This is a genomic window from Burkholderia sp. MS455 (assembly GCF_016899445.1).
Taxonomy (GTDB): Bacteria; Pseudomonadota; Gammaproteobacteria; order Burkholderiales; family Burkholderiaceae; genus Burkholderia; species Burkholderia pyrrocinia_C.
Genome location: NZ_CP041779.1, coordinates 645,155 through 665,093 on the forward strand (window position 1 = coordinate 645,155; position 19,939 = coordinate 665,093).

Below are 19,939 nucleotides of genomic sequence, written 5' to 3' on the forward strand. Positions count from 1 at the left end.
CGAACCTGCAGGTCCGCCGGGCAAGCACGAATTTCGATCCACTCCTGCGCGCGAGCCGTCGCGCCGCTTAAAGCCTAGTCCGAACCACACCATGCACGAGAGATACGTACCCGCCGACGTCGAAGCCGCCGCCCAGGGCGACTGGCGCGCAGCCGATGCCTACAAGACGAAGGAAGATTCGCAGAAGCCGAAGTTCTACTGCGTGTCGATGCTGCCGTACCCGTCCGGCAAGCTGCACATGGGTCACGTGCGCAACTACACGATCAACGACGTGATGTACCGCTATCTGCGGATGAACGGCTACAACACGCTGATGCCGATGGGCTGGGACGCGTTCGGGATGCCGGCCGAGAACGCCGCGATGGCGAACGGCGTGCCGCCCGCGAAGTGGACCTACGACAACATCGACTACATGAAGGGCCAGATGCAGTCGATGGGCCTCGCGATCGACTGGTCGCGCGAGATCGCGACGTGCAAGCCCGACTACTACAAGTGGAACCAGTGGCTGTTCCTGAAGATGCTCGAGAAGGGCATCGCGTACAAGAAGACGGGCACCGTGAACTGGGATCCGGTCGACCAGACCGTGCTCGCGAACGAGCAGGTGATCGACGGCCGCGGCTGGCGTTCGGGCGCGCTCGTCGAAAAGCGCGAGATCCCGATGTACTACCTGCGGATCACGCAGTACGCGGATGAGCTGCTGAACGATCTCGACGGCCTCGGCTGGCCCGAGCGCGTGAAGATCATGCAGCAGAACTGGATCGGCAAGAGCTTCGGCGTGAACTTCGGCTTCCCGTACGAACTCGACGGCGAGAAGAAGCTGCTGCGCGTGTTCACGACGCGCGCCGACACGATCATGGGCGTCACGTTCTGCGCGGTCGCGGCCGAGCACCCGCTCGCCACGCGTCTTGCACAGGACCAGCCCGAACTGCTGGCGTTCATCGACGAATGCAAGCGCGGCGGCGTCGCCGAGGCCGACGTCGCGACGATGGAGAAGAAGGGCGTCGCGACGGGCTTCTCGGTCACGCATCCGCTGACGGGCGAGCCCGTCGAGGTGTGGATCGGCAACTACGTGCTGATGAGCTATGGCGAAGGCGCGGTGATGGGTGTGCCCGCGCACGACGAGCGCGACTTCGCGTTCGCGAAGAAATACGACCTGCCGATCAAGCAGGTGATCGCGGCCGAAGGCCAGACGTACTCGCTCGACGCGTGGCAGGAGTGGTACGGCGACAAGGAAGTCGCGGCCTGCGTCAACAGCGGCAAGTACGACGGCCTCGCATACGGCGCGGCGGTCGACGCGATCGCGGCCGACCTGAAGGCCGGCGGCTTCGGCGACAAGCAGGTCACGTGGCGCCTGCGCGACTGGGGCGTATCGCGCCAGCGCTACTGGGGCACGCCGATCCCGATCATCCACTGCCCGTCGTGCGGTGACGTGCCGGTGCCGGAGAAGGATCTGCCCGTCGTGCTGCCGGAAGACCTCGTGCCGGACGGCTCGGGCAATCCGCTCGCGAAGTCGGAAGCGTTCCTGAACTGCACGTGCCCGAAGTGCGGCGCGGCCGCGAAGCGCGAAACCGACACGATGGATACCTTCGTCGATTCGTCGTGGTACTTCTCGCGCTACACGGCGCCGGACGCCGAGACGATGGTCGACGCACGCACCGACTACTGGATGCCGATGGATCAATACATCGGCGGCATCGAGCACGCGATCCTGCACCTGCTGTATTCGCGCTTCTGGACCAAGGTGATGCGCGACCTCGGCCTCGTGAAGTTCGGCGAGCCGGCGAAGAACCTGCTCACGCAGGGGATGGTGCTGAACGAGACGTTCTACCGCGAAGACGCATCGGGCAAGAAGACCTGGTACAACCCGGCCGACGTGACGGTCACGCACGACGACAAGGGCCGCCCGGTCGGCGCGACGCTGAACACGGACGGCCAGCCGGTCGTGCTCGGCGGCATCGAGAAGATGTCGAAGTCGAAGAACAACGGTGTCGATCCGCAGGTGCTGATCGACCTGTACGGCGCCGATACCGCGCGCCTGTTCACGATGTTCGCCGCACCGCCCGAGCAGCAGCTCGAGTGGTCGGGCGCCGGCGTCGAGGGCGCGAGCCGCTTCCTGCGCCGCGTGTGGAGCTTCGGTTACGCGAACCGCGAAGCGCTCGCCGCGCGCGCGGGCTTCGATGCGGCCGCGCTCGGCGAAGCCGACAAGGCGCTGCGCCGCGAGATCTACAGCGTGCTGAAGCAGGCCGATTTCGACTACCAGCGCCTGCAGTACAACACGGTCGTGTCGGCCGCGATGAAGATGCTGAACGCGGTCGACGGCGCGAAGGGCGCGACGCCCGGCGTGCTGCGCGAAACGTACGGCGTGCTGCTGCGCGTGCTGTACCCGGTCGTGCCGCACGTCACGTTCGAGCTGTGGAAGGCGCTCGGCTACGCGGACGAATTCGGCCCGCTGCTCGATGCACCGTGGCCGAAGGTCGACGAAGCCGCGCTCGAGCAGGCCGAGATCGAACTCGTGCTGCAGGTGAACGGCAAGGTGCGCGGCGCGTTGAAGGTCGCGAAGGACGCGAGCCGCGAGGCGATCGAAGCCGCGGCGGTGGCCGACGACGCGTTCGCGAAGTTCAGCGACGGCAAGCCGGCGAAGAAGATCGTCGTCGTGCCGGGCCGCCTCGTGAACATCGTCGTCTGACGGCCGCCGGCCGTCGGACGTACCCAGAAGGAGCGAAGGTGATCCGCAGATCGTTTTTGATGCTCGTCGGCAGCGCGGTTGCGCTGTCGGCATGCGGCTTCCAGTTGCGGGGCCAGCAGGACTATGCGTTCAAGCACCTGCTGGTGGCCGGCGCGCCGGCGCCCGTCGAGGCGCGGCTCACGCGCCTCGTCGAGGCCGGCAGCGACACGAAGATCGTCAAGTCGGCGGACGACGCCGACGCCGTGCTGCGCATGTGGGAGTCGCGTGGCCAGAACACGCTGACGCTCAACAAGTACGGTTCGGCGCAGGAGTACGCGCTGTTCTATACGCTGAACTACACGCTGACGAGCAAGGACGGCACCGTGCTGATCCCGCCGAGCGCGATCGCACTGAACCGCGCGATGACGTACAGCGACCAGTACACGAACGCGAAGGCGCAGGAAGCCGACATCCTGTACGGCGACATGCAGAACGATGCGGTCGACCAGTTGATGCGGCGTCTCGCGATCGTCCACTCGCTGACGCCGGCGCCGGAGGACGTGGTGCCGGGCGTCGCGCCGCGCGCGCCGCTGCCGCCGCCGCCGCTCTGATCGACGGCGCACGCACCGATGCAATTGCGACTTGATGCGCTGGAGCCGCACCTCGCGAAGGGGTTGGCCGGGCTCTATACCGTCTACGGCGACGAGCCGCTGCTCGCGCAGGAAGCATGCGACCGCATTCGTGCGGCCGCGCGCGCGGCCGGCTTCACCGAGCGTTCGGTGCATACGGTCGAGCGCGGCTTCGACTGGAGCGTGCTGCTCGGCGCGACCCAGGCGATGTCGCTGTTCGGCGAGCGCCAGCTGATCGAGCTGCGCATTCCGTCGGGCAAGCCCGGCAAGGAAGGCGTCGACGCGTTGAAGACGCTCGCGGCCACCGCCAACCCCGATGCGCTGATGCTCGTCACGTTGCCGCGTCTCGATGCGGCCACGCAGAAATCCGCGTGGTTTACCGCGCTGCAGAACGGCGGCGTCGCGCTGAAGATCGATCCGGTCGACCGCGTGCAACTGCCGAACTGGATCGGCCAGCGTCTGTCGATGCAGGGCCAGCGCGTCGCGGCCGGCGACGACGGGCGGCGCGCGCTGCAGTTCATCGCGGAGCGCGTCGAGGGCAACCTGCTCGCCGCGCACCAGGAAATCCAGAAGCTCGGGCTGCTGTATCCGCAGGGCGCGCTGTCGTTCGAGCAGGTACACGATGCGGTGCTGAACGTCGCGCGCTACGACGTGTTCAAGCTGAACGAGGCGATGCTCGCCGGCGACGCCGCGCGGCTCGCGCGGATGATCGACGGGCTGAAGGGCGAGGGCGAGGCGATCGTGCTCGTGATGTGGGCCGTCGTCGAGGAGCTGCGCACGCTGCTGCGGATCAAGCGCGGCGCGACGGCCGGCAAGCCGCTGGCGACGCTGTTGCGCGAAAACCGCGTGTGGGGCCCGCGCGAACGGCTGATCGGCCCCGCGCTGAACCGCGTGTCGGAACCCGTGCTCGAGAAGGCGCTCGCGTTCGCCGCGCAGCTCGACCGGCAGGTCAAGGGGCTCACGGCCGTCGTGCCGGGCCGCCGCACGCAGGACCAACCGCCGCCCGATCCGTGGGACGGGCTGTTCCAGCTCGCGATGACGGTCGCGGGCGCGCGCGGCGAGCGACCGCCGACCGCGGGTCGCGTGCGACGCTAAGTCCCGTTCGGGCCTTCAGCGCGCGCTGCGCAACCCGCTTACAATGCTTCGAAAGCCGGGGCGGCCATCCGCGGCGCGGCCTTCCGGTTGCCGCGCCCCACGGATGGCCACCCGCGGATGGCCGCCCCACGGATGGCCGCCCCCTCGCTTCCCCACGAATTCATGCCGCCCAGCGCGGCTTGCTTCTCGAGTCACACGATGGATATCGATCAGTACATGACCGACCTGGGCCGTCGCGCCCGGCACGCTTCCCGCGCGATGGCGCGCGCCAGCACGGCCGCGAAGAACGTGGCGCTCGACGCCGTGGCCCGCGCGATCGAACGCGACGCGCAGACGCTGAAGGACGCGAATGCGCGCGACGTCGCCCGCGCCCGTGAAAAAGGGCTCGATGCGGCGTTCGTCGACCGCCTGACGCTGTCGGACAACGCGTTGAATACGATGGTCGAAGGCCTGCGCCAGGTTGCGTCGCTGGCCGATCCGATCGGCGAGATCGGCAACCTCAAGTACCGCCCGAGCGGGATCCAGGTTGGCCAGATGCGCGTGCCGCTCGGCGTGATCGGCATCATCTACGAATCGCGCCCGAACGTGACGATCGACGCGGCCGCGCTGTGCCTGAAGTCGGGCAACGCGACGATCCTGCGCGGCGGCTCCGAAGCGCTCGAATCGAACACGGCGCTCGCGAAGCTGATCGGCGAAGGGCTCGCGGCGGCCGGCTTGCCGCAGGACGCGGTGCAGGTCGTCGAAACCGCCGATCGCGCGGCGGTCGGCAAGCTGATCACGATGACCGAATACGTCGACGTGATCGTGCCGCGCGGCGGCAAGAGCCTGATCGAGCGCCTGATCAACGAGGCGCGCGTGCCGATGATCAAGCACCTCGACGGCATCTGCCACGTGTATGTCGACGATCGCGCCGATCTCGACAAGGCGTTGACCGTCTGCGACAACGCGAAGACGCACCGCTACGGCACCTGCAACACGATGGAGACGCTGCTCGTCGCGAGCGGCATCGCGGCGAAGCTGCTGCCGCCGCTCGGCAAGCTGTACCGCGACAAGCAGGTCGAGCTGCGCGTCGATGCTGCCGCGCGCGCGGTGCTCGCCGACGCGGGCGTCGGCCCGCTCGTCGACGCGACCGAGGAAGACTGGCACACCGAATATCTCGCGCCGGTGCTCGCGATCAAGGTGGTCGACGGCCTCGACGCCGCGATCGAGCACATCAACCAATACGGCTCGCATCACACGGATGCGATCGTCACCGAGGATCACGACCGCGCGATGCGTTTCCTGCGCGAGGTCGATTCGGCGAGCGTGATGGTCAACGCGTCGACGCGCTTCGCGGACGGCTTCGAATTCGGTCTCGGCGCGGAAATCGGCATCTCGAACGACAAGCTGCACGCACGCGGCCCCGTGGGCCTGGAAGGGCTGACGTCGCTGAAGTACGTCGTGCTCGGACACGGCGAAGGCCGCCAGTAAAGCGAGGCGCACAACCGATGGCAATGCTCTGGGTCAAGACGTTCCATATCGTTCTGATCGCCGCGTGGTTCGCGGGGCTGTTCTACCTGCCGCGCATCTACGTGAACCTGGCCATGGAAACCGATCCGGCCGCGGTGCGACGCCTGCTGCTGATGGCGCGCAAGCTGTTCCGCTTCATGACGATGATCGCGGTGCCGGCGCTGGCCTGCGGGCTGTGGCTCTGGCTTGTAATCGGCATCGGCCAGGGGCAGGGCTGGATCCATGCGAAGGTGACGGTCGTGCTGCTGCTCATCGTCTATCACGCATACTGCGGGTACCTGCTGCGGGTGTTCGAGCGCGGCGAGAACCGCCGCACCGACAAGTGGTACCGCGTGTTCAACGAGCTGCCGGTGCTCGGCATGCTCGCGGCGGTCGCGCTGGTCGTGATCAAGCCGTTTTGAGCGGTGCGGCCGGCGAGGCTGCCGGCCCGATCCATGCGCAACGGCGCCCCTTGGGGCGCCGTTGTTCGTGTGCGCGCTGCTTCCGTGTGGCGCCTGTTCAATCCTTCGTGCCGTCGTCGATCCGCCGGCGCGTGATCGCTTCCTTCGCGCGGCCGACCCGTTCCATCAGCGCGGGGCCGCGCGACAGCGCGACGCCGACCGCGAGGATGTCGCCGATCGCGAGATGCGACATCCGCGACGTCATCGGCGAGAACACGTCCGTTTCCTCGGCGACGTTCGACGCGAGGCTCACCGTCGCGAGCTTCGCGAGCGGCGAATGGCTCTGCGTGATCGCGACGACTTTCGCGCCGCACGCGAGCGCGGAGCGCGCGGCGTCGACGATGTCGCGCGTGCGGCCGGTGTTCGAGATCGCGACGACGACATCGTGCGGCCCGAGCAGCGCCGACGACATCGAGAACGTGTGCGGATCCGAATACGCGACGCTCGGCACGCCGAGCCGGAAGAACTTGTGCTGGATGTCCTGCGCGGCGATGCCCGAGCCGCCGGCGCCGTAGAACTCGATGCGCGACGCGTTCGACAGCAGCGCGATCGCCTCGGCGACGCTGCCCGCGGACAGGCTGTTGCGCACCTCGATCAGCGCGCCGATCGTGCGGTCGAACACCTTGCCGATGATGCCGGGCGCCGGTTCGTCGGGCTCGACGTCGCGATACACCGACGACACGCCCGGCGCGACGCTCTGCGCGAGCCGGATCTTGAATTCGCGAAAGCCGCTGCAGCCGAGCGCCTGGCAGAAGCGCGCGATGGTCGGCTGGCTGACGCCCGCGCGCGTCGACAGCTCGGTCATCGCGAGGTCGAGCACCTCGCGCGGCGCGGCGAGGATGTAGTCGGCGAGCTTGCGCTCGGACGGGCGCAGCTCGGCGCGGATCGCTTCAATGCGAGGCAGCATGGGACAGTGGCTGGAAATCGGGTTCGGATGAGCGAGTGTATCGCAATCGAATTGTAGAAAATCTACATGAAAATACTAGCGTTATTGCAGTGCTTGCGACACGATGACGGTACGGGTAATTAGGGTTTTCACTGAGTAAAGCCTTGCTGGTGGCGGGAACGAGGGTTGCGCGCGAATCGATCTGCATTGCACGCTTGTAGTTTTTCTACTAGACTTGCTTCGTTCAGTCGATGCATTCGACCGTCCCCACGATTCCAACCGCCGGTGTCGGCCGGCATACAGGAGCGCCCAGCATGACGTCGCTGCACCCCACTCTGGCGAAGGTCACCGAACGCGTGATCGCCCGCAGCCAATCGACCCGTTCCGCCTATCTGCACCGCATCGACGGCGCGCAGGGCAAGTTCCCGGCGCGCGGCGCGCTGTCCTGCGCGAACCTCGCGCACGGCTTCGCGGGCCTCGAGGGCAGCGACAAATTCGCGATCAAGACAATCCGCGAGCCGAACATCGGCATCGTGTCCTCGTACAACGAGATGCTGTCCGCGCACGCGCCGTACAAGGATTTCCCCGACATCATCAAGGCCGCCGCGCGCGAGAACGGCGGTGTCGCGCAGTTCGCGGGCGGCGTGCCGGCGATGTGCGACGGCGTCACGCAGGGCAACCCGGGGATGGAGCTGTCGCTGTTCTCGCGCGAGGCGATCGCGATGGGCACGGCGATCGCGCTCACGCACAACATGTTCGACGCGGCGCTCTGCCTCGGCATCTGCGACAAGATCGTGCCGGGCCTCCTGATCGGCGCGCTGCAGTTCGGCCACCTGCCGACCATTTTCGTGCCGGCCGGCCCGATGACGAGCGGCCTGTCGAACGACGACAAGGCGAAGATCCGCCAGCAGTTCGCGACCGGTCAGGTCGGCCGCGACGCGCTGCTCGAAGCCGAATCGGCCGCGTATCACGGCCACGGCACCTGCACGTTCTACGGCACCGCGAACAGCAACCAGATGCTGATGGAGCTGATGGGCCTGCACCTGCCGGGTTCGGCGTTCGTCCATCCGCACACGCCGCTGCGCACCGCGCTGACGGCCGAGGCCGCGCGCCGCGTGCTCGACCTGACCGTCGAGCGCGGCCGCTACACGCCGATCGGCCATGTGATCGACGAGAAGGCGATCGTCAACGGGATCGTCGCGCTGCTCGCGACGGGCGGCTCGACCAACCACACGCTGCACCTCGTCGCGATCGCGCGCGCGGCCGGCATCCTGATCGACTGGAACGATTTCGACGAACTGTCGGCCGTCGTGCCGCTGCTCGCGAAGATCTACCCGAACGGCAAGGCCGACGTGAACCACTTCCACGCGGCGGGCGGCGTCGCATTCCTGGTGCGCAACCTGCTCGAAGGCGGGCTGCTGCACGAGGACGTGACGACGGTCGCCGGCAAGGGGCTGTCGCACTATACGAAGGAGCCGAAGCTGATCGACGGCAAGCTCACGTGGGTCGACGGCGCGGCCGAGAGCCACGACACGAAGGTGCTGCGCGGCATCCGCGACCCGTTCCAGCCGGACGGCGGCCTGCGCCTGATGCAGGGCCGGCTCGGCCGCGGCGTGATCAAGATTTCGGCGGTCGCGCCCGAGCACCGCAAGGTGACGGCGCCCGCGATCGTGTTCGATTCGCAGGAAGCCGTGCAGGAAGCGTTCGATCGCGGCGAGCTGAAGCGCGATTTCGTCGCGGTCGTGCGCTTCCAGGGCGCGCGCGCGAACGGGATGCCCGAGCTGCACCGTTTGACGCCGCTGCTCGGCGTGCTGCAGGATCAGGGCTTCCACGTCGCGCTGGTGACCGACGGCCGCATGTCGGGCGCGTCGGGCAAGGTGCCGGCCGTGATCCACGTGTCGCCGGAAGCGCTGCTGGCCGGCCCGCTCGGCAAGGTGAAGACGGGCGACACGCTCGTGATCGACGCGGAAGCCGGCGTGCTCGACATCGAGGTCGACGACGCCGAGTGGCACGCGCGCCCGGTCGCGCAGCCGCTGCACCAGGCCGAGAACGAGGTCGGTTTCGGGCGCGAACTGTTCGGCGTGTTCCGCGCGGCCGCGGCGCCGGCCGAGCAGGGCGCATCGGTTTTCGGGACGCTGGTCGGCGAAGCGGCCGTCCGCGTCGACGCATGAATTTCAAGGAGCGAATTTGATGAAGACGATTGCTGAAATCGTGAAGCTGGGCCCGGTCATTCCGGTGCTCGCATTCGACTCGGTCGAGCAGGGCGAGCACGTGTCGCGCGCGTTGCACGCGGGCGGCGTGAAGGTGCTCGAGATCACGCTGCGCACGCCGGCCGGCCTGGAGGCGATCCAGCGCGCGAGCCAGCTCGCGGACGACATCGTCGTCGGCGTCGGCACGATCACGAAGCCCGAGCACTGCGCGCAGGCGAAGAAGGCCGGCGCGAAGTTCGGCGTGTCGCCGGGCCTGACGAAGGACCTGCACCTCGCGTCGCTCGACGCGGGCCTGCCGCTGCTGCCGGGCGTGATGACGCCGAGCGACATCATCCAGGCGCTCGAATTCGGCTACGAGATCGTGAAGTTCTTCCCCGCGCAGCAGGCGGGCGGCGTGCCGATGCTGCAGGCGTTCCACGGCCCGTTCCCTGCGCTGAAGTTCTGCCCGACGGGCGGCATCACGGTCGACACCGCGCCGAATTTCCTGAAGCTGCCGAACGTCGTGTGCGTCGGCGGCTCGTGGCTCACGCCGAAGGCGGCGCTCGCCGCGCAGGACTGGGCCGAAGTCACGCGCCTCGCGCAAGCTGCGAGCCAGCTGCCCCGTTAAGATTTGTACGGAATGACGGTTTGACCCTCGGAAGACAAGCGCTTAGTGCTTGTTTTACCGAGGGTTTTTGCTGATGGAACCGGTTCTATCCGCGAACCCTAAAGATAAGTAAAATTCAGCGTCCTGACGGTGGGGGTCTCCCCGCTGTTTCGGAGACCTGCATAGCCGGGCATACTCGCAACGATCCGCCCGGTTCGAATAATCCCAAGGAGGAGTCCACATGGGGGCTGTCCAAGGCAGCATGCTGCTCATCTATACCGTGATCGCGATCGTGGCGTTGATCGTGATGATCGCGCGGTTCAAGATCTATCCGTTCCTGGTGCTCATCATCGTATCGCTCGGCCTCGGCCTGGTGGTCGGGATGCCGATGGACAAGATCGTCAAGTCGTTCGAGACGGGCAACGGCAATACGCTCGGCCACATCGCGATCGTCGTCGGCCTCGGCACGATGCTCGGCAAGATGATGGCCGAATCGGGCGGCGCCGAACGGATCGCGACCACGCTGATCGACTGGTTCGGTGAAAAGAACATCCACTGGGCGATGATGTTCGTCGCGATCATCGTCGGCCTGCCGGTGTTCTTCGAAGTCGGCTTCGTGCTGCTGATCCCGATCGCGTTCAACGTCGCGAAGCGCACCGGCAAGTCGCTGCTCGTCGTCGGCCTGCCGATGGTGGCCGGCCTGTCGGTCGTGCACGGGCTGATCCCGCCGCACCCGGCCGCGCTGCTCGCGGTCCAGCAGTACGGCGCCGATATCGGCAAGACGATCGCATTCGGCCTGATCGTCGGCGTGCCGACCGCGATCGTCGCGGGCCCGCTGTTCGCGCTGACGATCTCGAAGTTCGTGAAGCTGCCGGAGAACAACCCGCTCGCCGCGCAATTCGTCGACACGCACACCGAAGGCAAGAAGCGCGAGCTGCCGGGCTTCGGCATCACGCTGTTCACGATCCTGCTGCCGGTGATCCTGATGCTGGTCGGCAGCTGGGCCGACCTGGTCTTCGCGCCGAAGACGCTGCCGAACAACCTGCTGCGCTTTGCCGGCAACTCGGACGTCGCGCTGCTGATCGCCGTGCTCGTGAGCTTCTTCACGTTCGGCAAGCTGCAGGGCTTCAACCGCGACCAGATCCAGAAGTTCTGCGGCGAGTGCCTGGCACCGATCGCCGGGATCACGCTGATCGTCGGCGCGGGCGGCGGCTTTGGCGGTATCCTGCGTGATAGCGGGATCTCGCAGCAGATCGTCGCAACGGCCACGCAGGCGCACCTGTCGCCGCTGCTGCTCGGCTGGTTCGTCGCCGCGCTGATTCGTCTGGCCACGGGCTCGGCGACGGTCGCGATGACGACCGCCTGCGGCATCGTCGCACCGATCGCGGCGGCATCGGGGGCGGCGGTTCGTCCGGAACTGCTGGTGCTCGCGACGGGCTCGGGCTCGCTGATCTTCTCGCACGTGAACGACGGCGGCTTCTGGCTGATCAAGGAATATTTCGGGATGACGGTCGGCCAGACGTTCAAGACGTGGACGCTGCTCGAAACGATCATCTCGGTGCTCGGCCTGAGCTTCACGCTGCTGCTGAGCATGGTTTTGTAACAAGGGGTAGTCAATGATTCTGATCGCAATGGGCGTGTCGGGCGCGGGCAAGTCGCGAATCGGCGAAATGCTGGCGGAACGCCTGTCGTGCAGCTATACCGACGGCGACGCGTTTCACAGCGCGGCGAACAAGGAAAAGATGCACCACGGCATTCCGCTCACCGACGACGACCGCTGGCCGTGGCTGCGCTCGATCCGCGAGGCCATCGAGGAAAAGCAGCGCGCGGGCGAGACGGCCGTGTTCACGTGCTCGTCGCTGAAGCGTTCGTACCGCGACGTGCTGCGCGGCACCGACACCGACGTGCGGTTCGTGTATCTGCAGGGTTCGTTCGACGTATTGCGCGAGCGCCTGAAGACCCGCACCGGCCATTTCTTCGATCCGTCGCTGCTGAAGAGCCAGCTCGACACGCTCGAGGAGCCGGGCCCGGACGAAGCGATCGTGGTCAGCATCGAGCTGACGCCCGAACAGATCGTCGATCAGGTGATGGTGAAGATCGGTCTCGCGCAGCAGCACTGAGCGCGATTCGCAGCAATCGTGATGAAAAAGGCGCCCTTCGGGGCGCCTTTTTCGTTGGCGGCGCGCCAGCCGGTCAGGCCGCGTGCGCGCGCTTCGCGATGCCGTCGAGCAGCACGTCGAGCATCGTGTCGTGCACGATCTCCGGATCGAGCTGCGCATAGAGCGGGGCGGCCGACCTGACGAGCGGATGCTCGGTGTCCGGCAGCGCGTTCATTTCCGCCAGCTCCACGTCGTTCGCGGGCCGCGTGAGGCCGCCGGCCTCGGCGGCGGCGAGCCCGATCACGCTCGCATACCAGCCGACGCACACCGACGGCAGCGCCGCGCGCGGAATGCCGGCGTCGACCAGCGCACGGTGCACGGCCTCGATGTGCGCGAGATCGGCCGGCCCCGTGCTCATGTGGCGCTGCAGCAGCGCGAACGCGGCCGGGTGGCGCAGCGCGAGCGCGCGGTACTGGCGCGCGAGATCGCGCAGCCGTTCGCGCCACGGCAGCGTGTCGTCGACCGGCACGAGCGAGCGCGACAGCGCGTTCGCGATCGCGCGGCTCAGGCCGTCCTTCGACTTGAAGTGATACAGCACGCTCATCGGGTCGCAGCCGACCGACTGCGCGAGCTTGCGTACGCTGAATGCGGCTTCGCCGACGTCTTCGAGCAGCGCGAGCGCGGCCGCGACGATCGCGTCCTTGTCGAGGCCGCGCGGGCCCTGGGCGGGTTTGTCTTTCATCGATGCGGGCTGGCGGCCGGAGCGGATCCGGCCGTAAACTTGACGAAAGCTTATTCTACACTGTAGAATTATTTCTGCGATGTAGAAATTGGGTGTCCCGGCACCTTTCAATGCGTGCTTTCGCACAGTCCGGGATCCAGGCGGCACGAGCGTGTCCGCCGTCAACACGGGCCATCGCGCCCCTTTTCTCGTTGACACCCATGTGGAACCGGCTGCCCCACACGCAAAGCCAGAAGGCTTCGACAGGCGGCCCAAGACCATGCAAGTGCAATCATGACTTCCAATCACCAACCCCTGATCCAGGGCGAATCGCGTTTCGAGCAAACGCAACTGAACATCGAGAAAGACAACTGGAACTGGTGCAACCCGGCCCGCTACGACGGCGAGCGCCCGGCCAACTGGTACGAGGCGTCGCTGTCGCACCACGCGAATGGCGCGCCGCTCGCACACGACGCCGTGTGCGACGTGCTCGTGATCGGCGCGGGCCTGCTCGGTGCATCGGCCGCGCTGCATCTCGCGGAAGCGGGCGTCGACACGATCCTCGTCGACAAGCATCACGTCGGCTCGGCCGCATCGGGCCGCAACGGCGGGCAGTTGACGCCAGGCCTCGCGCGCTGGGAAGCGGCCGACATGATCGACCATCTGTCGCACGACGATGCGAAGCGGCTGTGGCGCTTCGCGTCGACCGAATCGATGGACCTGATCGATGCGATCGGCGCGCGTTACGCGCTCGATCTCGACCGCAAGCGCGGCCACGTCACGGCGGCGGTCCACCCCGGCCACATGAGCGCGCTGCTCGACGGTGCGGATGCGCGCCGTCATCTCGGCGACGCGGGCGTGACGCTCGTCGGCCGCCATCAACTGCACGACGAATACGTGCGCTCGGGGCTGTACCACGGCGCGGCGATCGACGCGATCGGCGGGCAGATCCATCCGCTCGCGCTCGTGCGCGGCCTCGTGCACGGCTTCCGGCTGAACGGCGGCGCGCTGTTCGAGGGCACCGAGGTGCTCGAGCTCGACGAAACGCCTGCGGGCGTCGTCGCGACGACGCCGGGCGGCACGATCACCGCGCGCCGCGGCGTCGTGCTCGCGCTGCACAACACCACGTTCCGGCTGCTCGACGACGGCGGGGCCACAACGGTGCCGTTCTTCACGTACGTGAGCGTGACGGCGCCGCTCGACGTCGATGTCGCGACGCTGATGCCGGCCGGCATGCCCGTGTACGACACGCAGTTCCAGATCGACTACTACCGGCCGGTGCGCGGCAACCGGCTGCTGTTCGGCGGGCAGGGCACCGGCAGCTGCTGGGCGCAGCCCGACGTCAATGCGTATCTGCTGACGCGGCTGAACACGGTGTTTCCGCAGGCCGACGGCAGCTTCGCGCTCGACTACTGCTGGAGCGGCGTCAGCGACTTCACGCTGAACGGCGCCACCGACAGCCGCAAGACCGACAGCCGCGTGCCGATGTACATGGTGCAGGGCTGGAGCGGCCACGGCGTTGCGCAGACGGTGCGGATCGGCAAGGCGATCTGCGACGATTTCGTCGGCCGCAACGACGATTTCTCGATGCTGACCGGCATCGACCATCGCGAGATTCCGCTCGGGCGGCAGTTGTCGCCGATCGCGATCCCGGCTGCGAAAGCGGCGATGAGCGTGATGAGCGCGCTCAACCCGGGCCGGATGATTTCGTTCTGAGCACTTGAAAGGAAAAAGCCCGCTGCGATTGCTCGCAGCGGGCTTTCGTTCGTCCGGGGGAGGCGGCGCTTACGCGATCCGCTTCGCGAGTTCGACGGCCTTGCCGATGTACGACGCGGGCGTCATCGCGAGCAGGCGGTCCTTCGCGTCCTGCGGGATCGCGAGCGTGCCGACGAACTGCTGCAGCGCTTCGCGCGTGATGCCCTTGCCGCGCGTCAGTTCCTTCAGCTGCTCGTACGGGTTCTCGATGCCGTAGCGGCGCATCACCGTCTGCACCGGCTCGGCGAGCACTTCCCAGCAGTTGTCGAGATCTTCGTTCAGGCGCTGCGGGTTCACCTCGAGCTTGTCGAGGCCGCGGATCAGCGAGTCGTACGCGAGCAGCGAGTAGCCGAGCGCGACGCCCATGTTGCGCAGCACCGTCGAGTCGGTCAGGTCGCGCTGCCAGCGCGACACCGGCAGCTTGTCGGCGAGGTGGCGCAGCGTCGCGTTCGCGAGGCCGAGGTTGCCTTCCGAGTTCTCGAAGTCGATCGGGTTGACCTTGTGCGGCATCGTCGACGAGCCGATTTCGCCGGCCTTCGTCTTCTGCTTGAAGTAGCCGACCGAGATGTAGCCCCACACGTCGCGGTCGAGGTCGAGCAGGATCGTGTTCGCGCGCGCGACCGCGTCGAACAGCTCGGCCATGTAGTCGTGCGGCTCGATCTGGATCGTGTACGGGTTGAACGTAAGCTTCAGGCGGTTTTCGATCACGTCGCGCGAGAACGCTTCCCAGTCGAATTCCGGATACGCGGACAGGTGCGCGTTGAAGTTGCCGACCGCGCCGTTCATCTTGCCGAGGATCTCGACCTTCTCGATGCGTGCGATCGCACGCGCGAGACGCGCGGCGACGTTCGCGAGTTCCTTGCCGAGCGTCGTCGGGCTGGCCGGCTGGCCGTGCGTGCGCGACAGCATCGGCTGTTCGGCGTGCGCGTGCGCGAGCGCGACGAGGCGCTGGTGGACCGTGCGCAGCGCCGGCACGATCACGTGTTCGCGCGCGCCGGCGAGCATCATCCCGTGCGACGTGTTGTTGATGTCCTCGGACGTGCACGCGAAGTGGATGAATTCGCTCGCCTTCTCGAGTTCGGCCTGGCCCTTCACCGATTCCTTCAGCCAGTATTCGACGGCCTTCACGTCGTGGTTCGTCACGCGCTCGATTTCCTTGATGCGCGCGGCGTCGTGCGCGGTGAAGCGCTCGGCGAGCTGCAGCAGGAATTGCTCGGACGCGTCGGAGAAGCGCGGGACTTCCGCGAAGCCGGCGCGCGACAGCGCGATCAGCCAGTGCACCTCGACGGTGACGCGGTGGCGCATGAAGGCGGCTTCGGAGAGCCAGTCGCGCAGCGCTTCGGTCTTGCTGGCGTAGCGGCCGTCGATGGGCGAGAGCGCGGTGAGGGCGAAAAGCGTATCGGGACGAGTGTCGGACATGGTCGGGCGGGCCTTGGGGCCGGGTCGAGCGAGGGGAGGGAGAATCCGGCATTTTACCATCGGCGCGCGACGATCCCGGCCGTGCGCAGCCGGCGGGCGCCGCCGCGTGCCGACGCCGCCCCGGAGCCGGTGCGCAGCGGGCCGCCGGGCCGGGCGCGCCGCCGCCGGCCGGGCCCGCCCGCCGGTAGAATGCAGGCTTCTTCCCGACCGCCGCCCGCCGCGCCCGCCTGCATGGAACTGAAATGGCTCGAAGACTTCGTTTCGCTCGCGGAAACGCGCAGCTTTAGCCGGTCCGCCGAACTGCGGCACGTTTCGCAGCCGGCGTTTTCGCGGCGCATCCAGGCGCTCGAAGCGTGGCTCGCGACCGAACTGATCGACCGTTCGGTCTATCCGACGCGGCTCACGCAGGCCGGGCAGATCTTCTACGAGCAGGCGCTGACGATGCTGTCGCAGGCGCACGAGGCGAGGACGCTGTTGCGCGGCCACGTCGGCGCGCCGGTGCCGACGATCGAGTTCGCGGTGCCGCACACGTTGTCGCTCACGTATTTCCCGCGCTGGCTGCAGCGGATCGAGGCGAAGATGGGCCAGGTCCACACGCGGCTGCGCGCGCTGAACGTGCACGACGCCGTGCTGTCGCTCGTCGAGGGCGGCTGCGATCTCGTGATGGGCTACCACCACCCGAGCCACCCGGTCGCGCTCGATCCGGCGCGCTACGACATGCTGATCCTCGGCAGCGAGCCGATCAGCCCGTTCTCGGCGCCCGGCCGCGCGGGCCGGCCGCGCCATACGCTGCCCGGCACGGCCGACGCGCGCGTGCCGTACCTGTCGTATACGCCGAACGCGTATCTCGGCCGGATGACGGAAGTCATCATCGCGAACGCGCCGACGCGGCTGTTCCTCGATCGCGTCTACGAAACCGACATGGCCGAAGGGCTGAAGGCGATGGCGCTCGCGGGGCACGGCGTCGCGTTCCTGCCGCACAGCGCGGTCGAGGACGCGGTCGCGAGCGGCCGGCTGATCCGGCTCGACCGTGCGGCGCGCGGCGGCGCGCATCCGTTCACGCTGACGATGGAGATCCGGCTGTACTGCGACAAGCTCGCGCTGCAGGGCGACGATCCGCGGCAGAAGCTCGTGCGCGCGCTGTGGGAGGTCGTGCGCGACGAACTGCGCGAGACCGCCGGTTAGCAACTGGCCTGCAGCCGGCGACTGCGCACGATCGACCGCGACCGGCTGACGGCGGGCTTGCCGCGCCTGTCGGACGGCTGTCCGGCGGCCGGCCCGCGCGCGGGCAACGCGATTGTTCGCGGATGCGATGCACGGCCGATCGCGTGCGTTCTTGCGCAAATCGACCGCAGATTTGCGAAAAATCGCGATCATGCAAGAAACGCATAATCGAATAAGCAAACGGCATTGGATAAAAAAAACGGGTTTTTCGACAATGTGCGCACCTGTTGACCGTTGGAGCATCCATGTCTTCGCAATTGCAGTCCATCCCGTCCTACCTGCACGCCGACGATCTCGGCCCGTGGGGCAACTATCTTCAGCAAGTCGATCGCGTCGCGCCGTATCTCGGCTCGCTGTCGCGCTGGCTCGAAACGCTGAAGCGCCCGAAGCGCATCCTGATCGTCGATGTGCCGATCGAGCTCGACAACGGTACCGTCGCGCACTTCGAAGGCTATCGCGTGCAGCACAACGTGTCGCGCGGCCCGGGCAAGGGCGGCGTGCGCTACCACCAGGACGTGACGTTGTCGGAAGTGATGGCGCTGTCCGCATGGATGTCGGTGAAGAACGCGGCCGTGAACGTGCCGTACGGCGGTGCGAAGGGCGGCATCCGCGTCGACCCGCGCAAGCTGTCGCGCGGTGAGCTCGAGCGCGTGACGCGCCGCTACACCAGCGAAATCGGCATCATCATCGGCCCGAACACCGACATTCCGGCGCCGGACGTCAACACCAACGAACAGGTGATGGCGTGGATGATGGACACCTTCTCGATGAACCAGGGCCAGACGTCGACCGGCGTCGTGACCGGCAAGCCGATCGCGCTCGGCGGTTCGCTCGGCCGCAAGGAAGCGACGGGCCGCGGCGTGTTCGTCGTCGGCTGCGAAGCGGCGAAGAAGAAGGGCCTCGAGATCGAAGGCGCGCGCATCGCGGTGCAGGGCTTCGGCAACGTCGGCGGCATCGCGGCGAAGCTGTTCCAGGAAGCGGGCGCGAAGGTGATCGCGGTGCAGGATCACACGGGCACGATCTACCGGCCGGCCGGCCTCGATTCGAACAAGCTGCTCGACCACGTCGCACGCACGGGCGGTGTCGCGGGCTTCGAAGGCGCGGAGCCGATGCCGAACGACGAGTTCTGGACGGTCGAGACCGACATCCTGATCCCGGCGGCACTGGAAAACCAGATCACCGAGAAGAACGCGGCGAAAATCCGCACGAAGATCGTCGTCGAAGGCGCGAACGGCCCGACGACGACGGCGGCGGACGACATCCTGAGCGCGAACGGCGTGCTCGTGATCCCCGACGTGATCGCGAACGCGGGCGGCGTGACCGTGTCGTACTTCGAGTGGGTGCAGGATTTCTCGAGCTTCTTCTGGACGGAAGACGAGATCAACCACCGTCTCGAGCGCGTGATGCGTGAAGCGTTTGCCGGCGTGTGGGCGGTCGCGGAAGAGCACAAGGTGACGGTGCGTACGGCGGCGTTCATCGTCGCGTGCACGCGCATCCTGATGGCGCGCGAAATGCGCGGCCTCTACCCCTGATCATTGACTATGATCTAGCCATGACGCAATCCATCCGGTTGCGTGCATGAACCCTCGCGGGCGGTGCCGAATCCGGTGCCGCCCGCGCGCGCATTGGGGCGCGGAAAGGGTGCCCGGAGCCGGGAGGAGGGCGCCGGACAGCGCGATTCGTAGTTCGGTAAACAACCAGTACTTTCAAAAATATTACTTTGATACACTGGCGCGGGTTTTAGCCAAGGAGATGACCAAAATGAAATACCACAAGGCAGTCCTGATGGTCGCGGCGCTGTGCGCGTTCGCAAGCGGCGCGCAAGCACAGGAGACGGGCACGCTGAAGAAGATCAAGGACACGGGCGTGATCGCGCTGGGCCACCGCGAATCGTCGATTCCGTTCTCCTACTACGACCAGAGCCAGCAGGTGGTCGGCTATTCGCGCGACTTCCAGATGAAGGTGGTCGACGCGGTGAAGAAGAAGCTGAACCTGCCGAACCTGCAGGTGAAGAACATCCCGGTCACGTCGCAGAACCGTATTCCGCTGGTGCAGAACGGCACGGTCGACATCGAGTGCGGCTCGACGACCAACAACACCGAGCGCCAGCAGCAGGCCGCGTTCTCCGACACGATCTTCGTGATCGGCACGCGCCTGATGACGAAGAAGGATTCGGGCGTCAAGGATTTCGCGGACCTGAAGGGCAAGACGGTCGTGACCACCGCCGGCACGACGTCGGAGCGCCTGCTGCGCAAGATGAACAACGACAAGCAGCTCGGCATGAACATCATCAGCGCGAAGGATCACGGCGACTCGTTCAACACGCTGGAATCGGGCCGCGCGGTTGCGTTCATGATGGATGACGCGCTGCTCGCGGGCGAGCGCGCGAAGGCGAAGCAGCCGGGCGAGTGGGTGATCGTCGGCACGCCGCAATCGGAAGAGGCGTACGGCTGCATGATGCGCAAGGGCGACGCGGACTTCAAGAAGGTCGTCGACGACGCGATCTCGCAAGTCGAGAAGTCGGGCGAAGCCGCGAAGATCTACGCGAAGTGGTTCGAGAACCCGATCCCGCCGAAGGGGCTGAACCTGAACTTCCCGCTGTCCGATTCGATGAAGAAGCTGTACGCGAACCCGAACGACAAGGCACTCGACTGACCGCACGGCCGTTGATGCAGAAATGACGCTAATGAGACGGAAGAGG

Annotated in this window: 16 protein-coding genes; 13 read left to right on the forward strand and 3 right to left on the reverse strand. The window is 66.9% G+C overall.

Going from position 1 to position 19,939, the window contains the following annotated elements:
* Window positions 1-91 precede the first annotated feature (91 nt).
* The 5 genes from leuS to FPJ27_RS22145 all read left to right on the forward strand — a co-directional run bounded on the left by leuS (window position 92) and on the right by FPJ27_RS22145 (window position 6,299).
* Window positions 92-2,686 (forward strand): leucine--tRNA ligase, encoded by a 2,595-nt coding sequence (gene leuS, locus FPJ27_RS22125; RefSeq protein ID WP_204425769.1) that lies wholly within the window; start codon window positions 92-94, stop codon window positions 2,684-2,686.
* A 38-nt stretch (window positions 2,687-2,724) separates the two neighbouring features.
* Window positions 2,725-3,276 (forward strand): LPS assembly lipoprotein LptE, encoded by a 552-nt coding sequence (gene lptE, locus FPJ27_RS22130; RefSeq protein ID WP_034182717.1) that lies wholly within the window; start codon window positions 2,725-2,727, stop codon window positions 3,274-3,276.
* An 18-nt stretch (window positions 3,277-3,294) separates the two neighbouring features.
* A complete protein-coding gene (gene holA / locus FPJ27_RS22135; RefSeq protein ID WP_204425771.1) occupies window positions 3,295-4,389 on the forward strand; it encodes a DNA polymerase III subunit delta in 1,095 nt (364 codons plus the stop codon).
* Between the two features lie 198 nt (window positions 4,390-4,587).
* Entirely contained in the window at window positions 4,588-5,859 is a 1,272-nt protein-coding gene (locus tag FPJ27_RS22140; RefSeq protein WP_204425773.1) for a glutamate-5-semialdehyde dehydrogenase, read from the forward strand.
* A gap of 17 nt (window positions 5,860-5,876) precedes the next feature.
* Entirely contained in the window at window positions 5,877-6,299 is a 423-nt protein-coding gene (locus FPJ27_RS22145) for a CopD family protein (protein ID WP_204425775.1), read from the forward strand.
* Window positions 6,300-6,396: 97 nt separating this feature from the next.
* Here FPJ27_RS22145 and FPJ27_RS22150 read toward each other — a convergent pair whose 3' ends face one another.
* Window positions 6,397-7,245, reverse strand: a complete 849-nt coding sequence (locus FPJ27_RS22150) for a MurR/RpiR family transcriptional regulator (protein WP_021158790.1) — start codon at window positions 7,243-7,245, stop codon at window positions 6,397-6,399.
* A gap of 293 nt (window positions 7,246-7,538) precedes the next feature.
* Between FPJ27_RS22150 and edd the strand changes: the two genes are divergently transcribed.
* The 4 genes from edd (at window position 7,539) to FPJ27_RS22170 (ending at window position 12,140) form a co-directional block, all read left to right on the forward strand.
* The gene (edd, locus tag FPJ27_RS22155) at window positions 7,539-9,395 is read left to right on the forward strand and encodes a phosphogluconate dehydratase (RefSeq protein ID WP_204425777.1); all 1,857 of its coding nucleotides are present in this window, start codon (window positions 7,539-7,541) and stop codon (window positions 9,393-9,395) included.
* 19 nt (window positions 9,396-9,414) lie between these two features.
* Window positions 9,415-10,041, forward strand: coding sequence for a bifunctional 4-hydroxy-2-oxoglutarate aldolase/2-dehydro-3-deoxy-phosphogluconate aldolase (gene eda, locus FPJ27_RS22160; protein ID WP_034182721.1), 627 nt, complete (start codon window positions 9,415-9,417; stop codon window positions 10,039-10,041).
* A gap of 220 nt (window positions 10,042-10,261) precedes the next feature.
* On the forward strand, window positions 10,262-11,623 hold the full coding sequence (locus FPJ27_RS22165; RefSeq protein WP_034182722.1) for a GntP family permease: 1,362 nt from the start codon (window positions 10,262-10,264) through the stop codon (window positions 11,621-11,623).
* A 13-nt stretch (window positions 11,624-11,636) separates the two neighbouring features.
* Window positions 11,637-12,140 (forward strand): gluconokinase, encoded by a 504-nt coding sequence (locus FPJ27_RS22170; protein WP_072436328.1) that lies wholly within the window; start codon window positions 11,637-11,639, stop codon window positions 12,138-12,140.
* A gap of 73 nt (window positions 12,141-12,213) precedes the next feature.
* Here FPJ27_RS22170 and FPJ27_RS22175 read toward each other — a convergent pair whose 3' ends face one another.
* Entirely contained in the window at window positions 12,214-12,861 is a 648-nt protein-coding gene (locus tag FPJ27_RS22175) for a TetR/AcrR family transcriptional regulator C-terminal domain-containing protein (protein ID WP_204425779.1), read from the reverse strand.
* A gap of 273 nt (window positions 12,862-13,134) precedes the next feature.
* Here FPJ27_RS22175 and FPJ27_RS22180 point away from each other — a divergent pair, with 273 nt between their 5' ends.
* A complete protein-coding gene (locus FPJ27_RS22180; RefSeq protein WP_204425781.1) occupies window positions 13,135-14,556 on the forward strand; it encodes an FAD-dependent oxidoreductase in 1,422 nt (473 codons plus the stop codon).
* A 69-nt stretch (window positions 14,557-14,625) separates the two neighbouring features.
* Here the strand turns inward: FPJ27_RS22180 and purB are convergent, their stop codons facing one another.
* Window positions 14,626-16,014, reverse strand: a complete 1,389-nt coding sequence (purB, locus tag FPJ27_RS22185; protein WP_072436325.1) for an adenylosuccinate lyase — start codon at window positions 16,012-16,014, stop codon at window positions 14,626-14,628.
* A 231-nt stretch (window positions 16,015-16,245) separates the two neighbouring features.
* Between purB and FPJ27_RS22190 the strand changes: the two genes are divergently transcribed.
* The 3 genes from FPJ27_RS22190 to FPJ27_RS22200 all read left to right on the forward strand — a co-directional run bounded on the left by FPJ27_RS22190 (window position 16,246) and on the right by FPJ27_RS22200 (window position 19,893).
* Window positions 16,246-17,199, forward strand: a complete 954-nt coding sequence (locus FPJ27_RS22190; RefSeq protein ID WP_175963080.1) for a LysR substrate-binding domain-containing protein — start codon at window positions 16,246-16,248, stop codon at window positions 17,197-17,199.
* Window positions 17,200-17,483: 284 nt separating this feature from the next.
* Entirely contained in the window at window positions 17,484-18,770 is a 1,287-nt protein-coding gene (locus FPJ27_RS22195; RefSeq protein WP_034182728.1) for a Glu/Leu/Phe/Val dehydrogenase, read from the forward strand.
* Between the two features lie 229 nt (window positions 18,771-18,999).
* Window positions 19,000-19,893 carry a glutamate/aspartate ABC transporter substrate-binding protein gene (locus FPJ27_RS22200; RefSeq protein ID WP_072436441.1) on the forward strand — a complete coding sequence of 298 codons (894 nt, stop codon included), beginning with the start codon at window positions 19,000-19,002 and terminating at the stop codon, window positions 19,891-19,893.
* Window positions 19,894-19,939 lie beyond the last annotated feature (46 nt).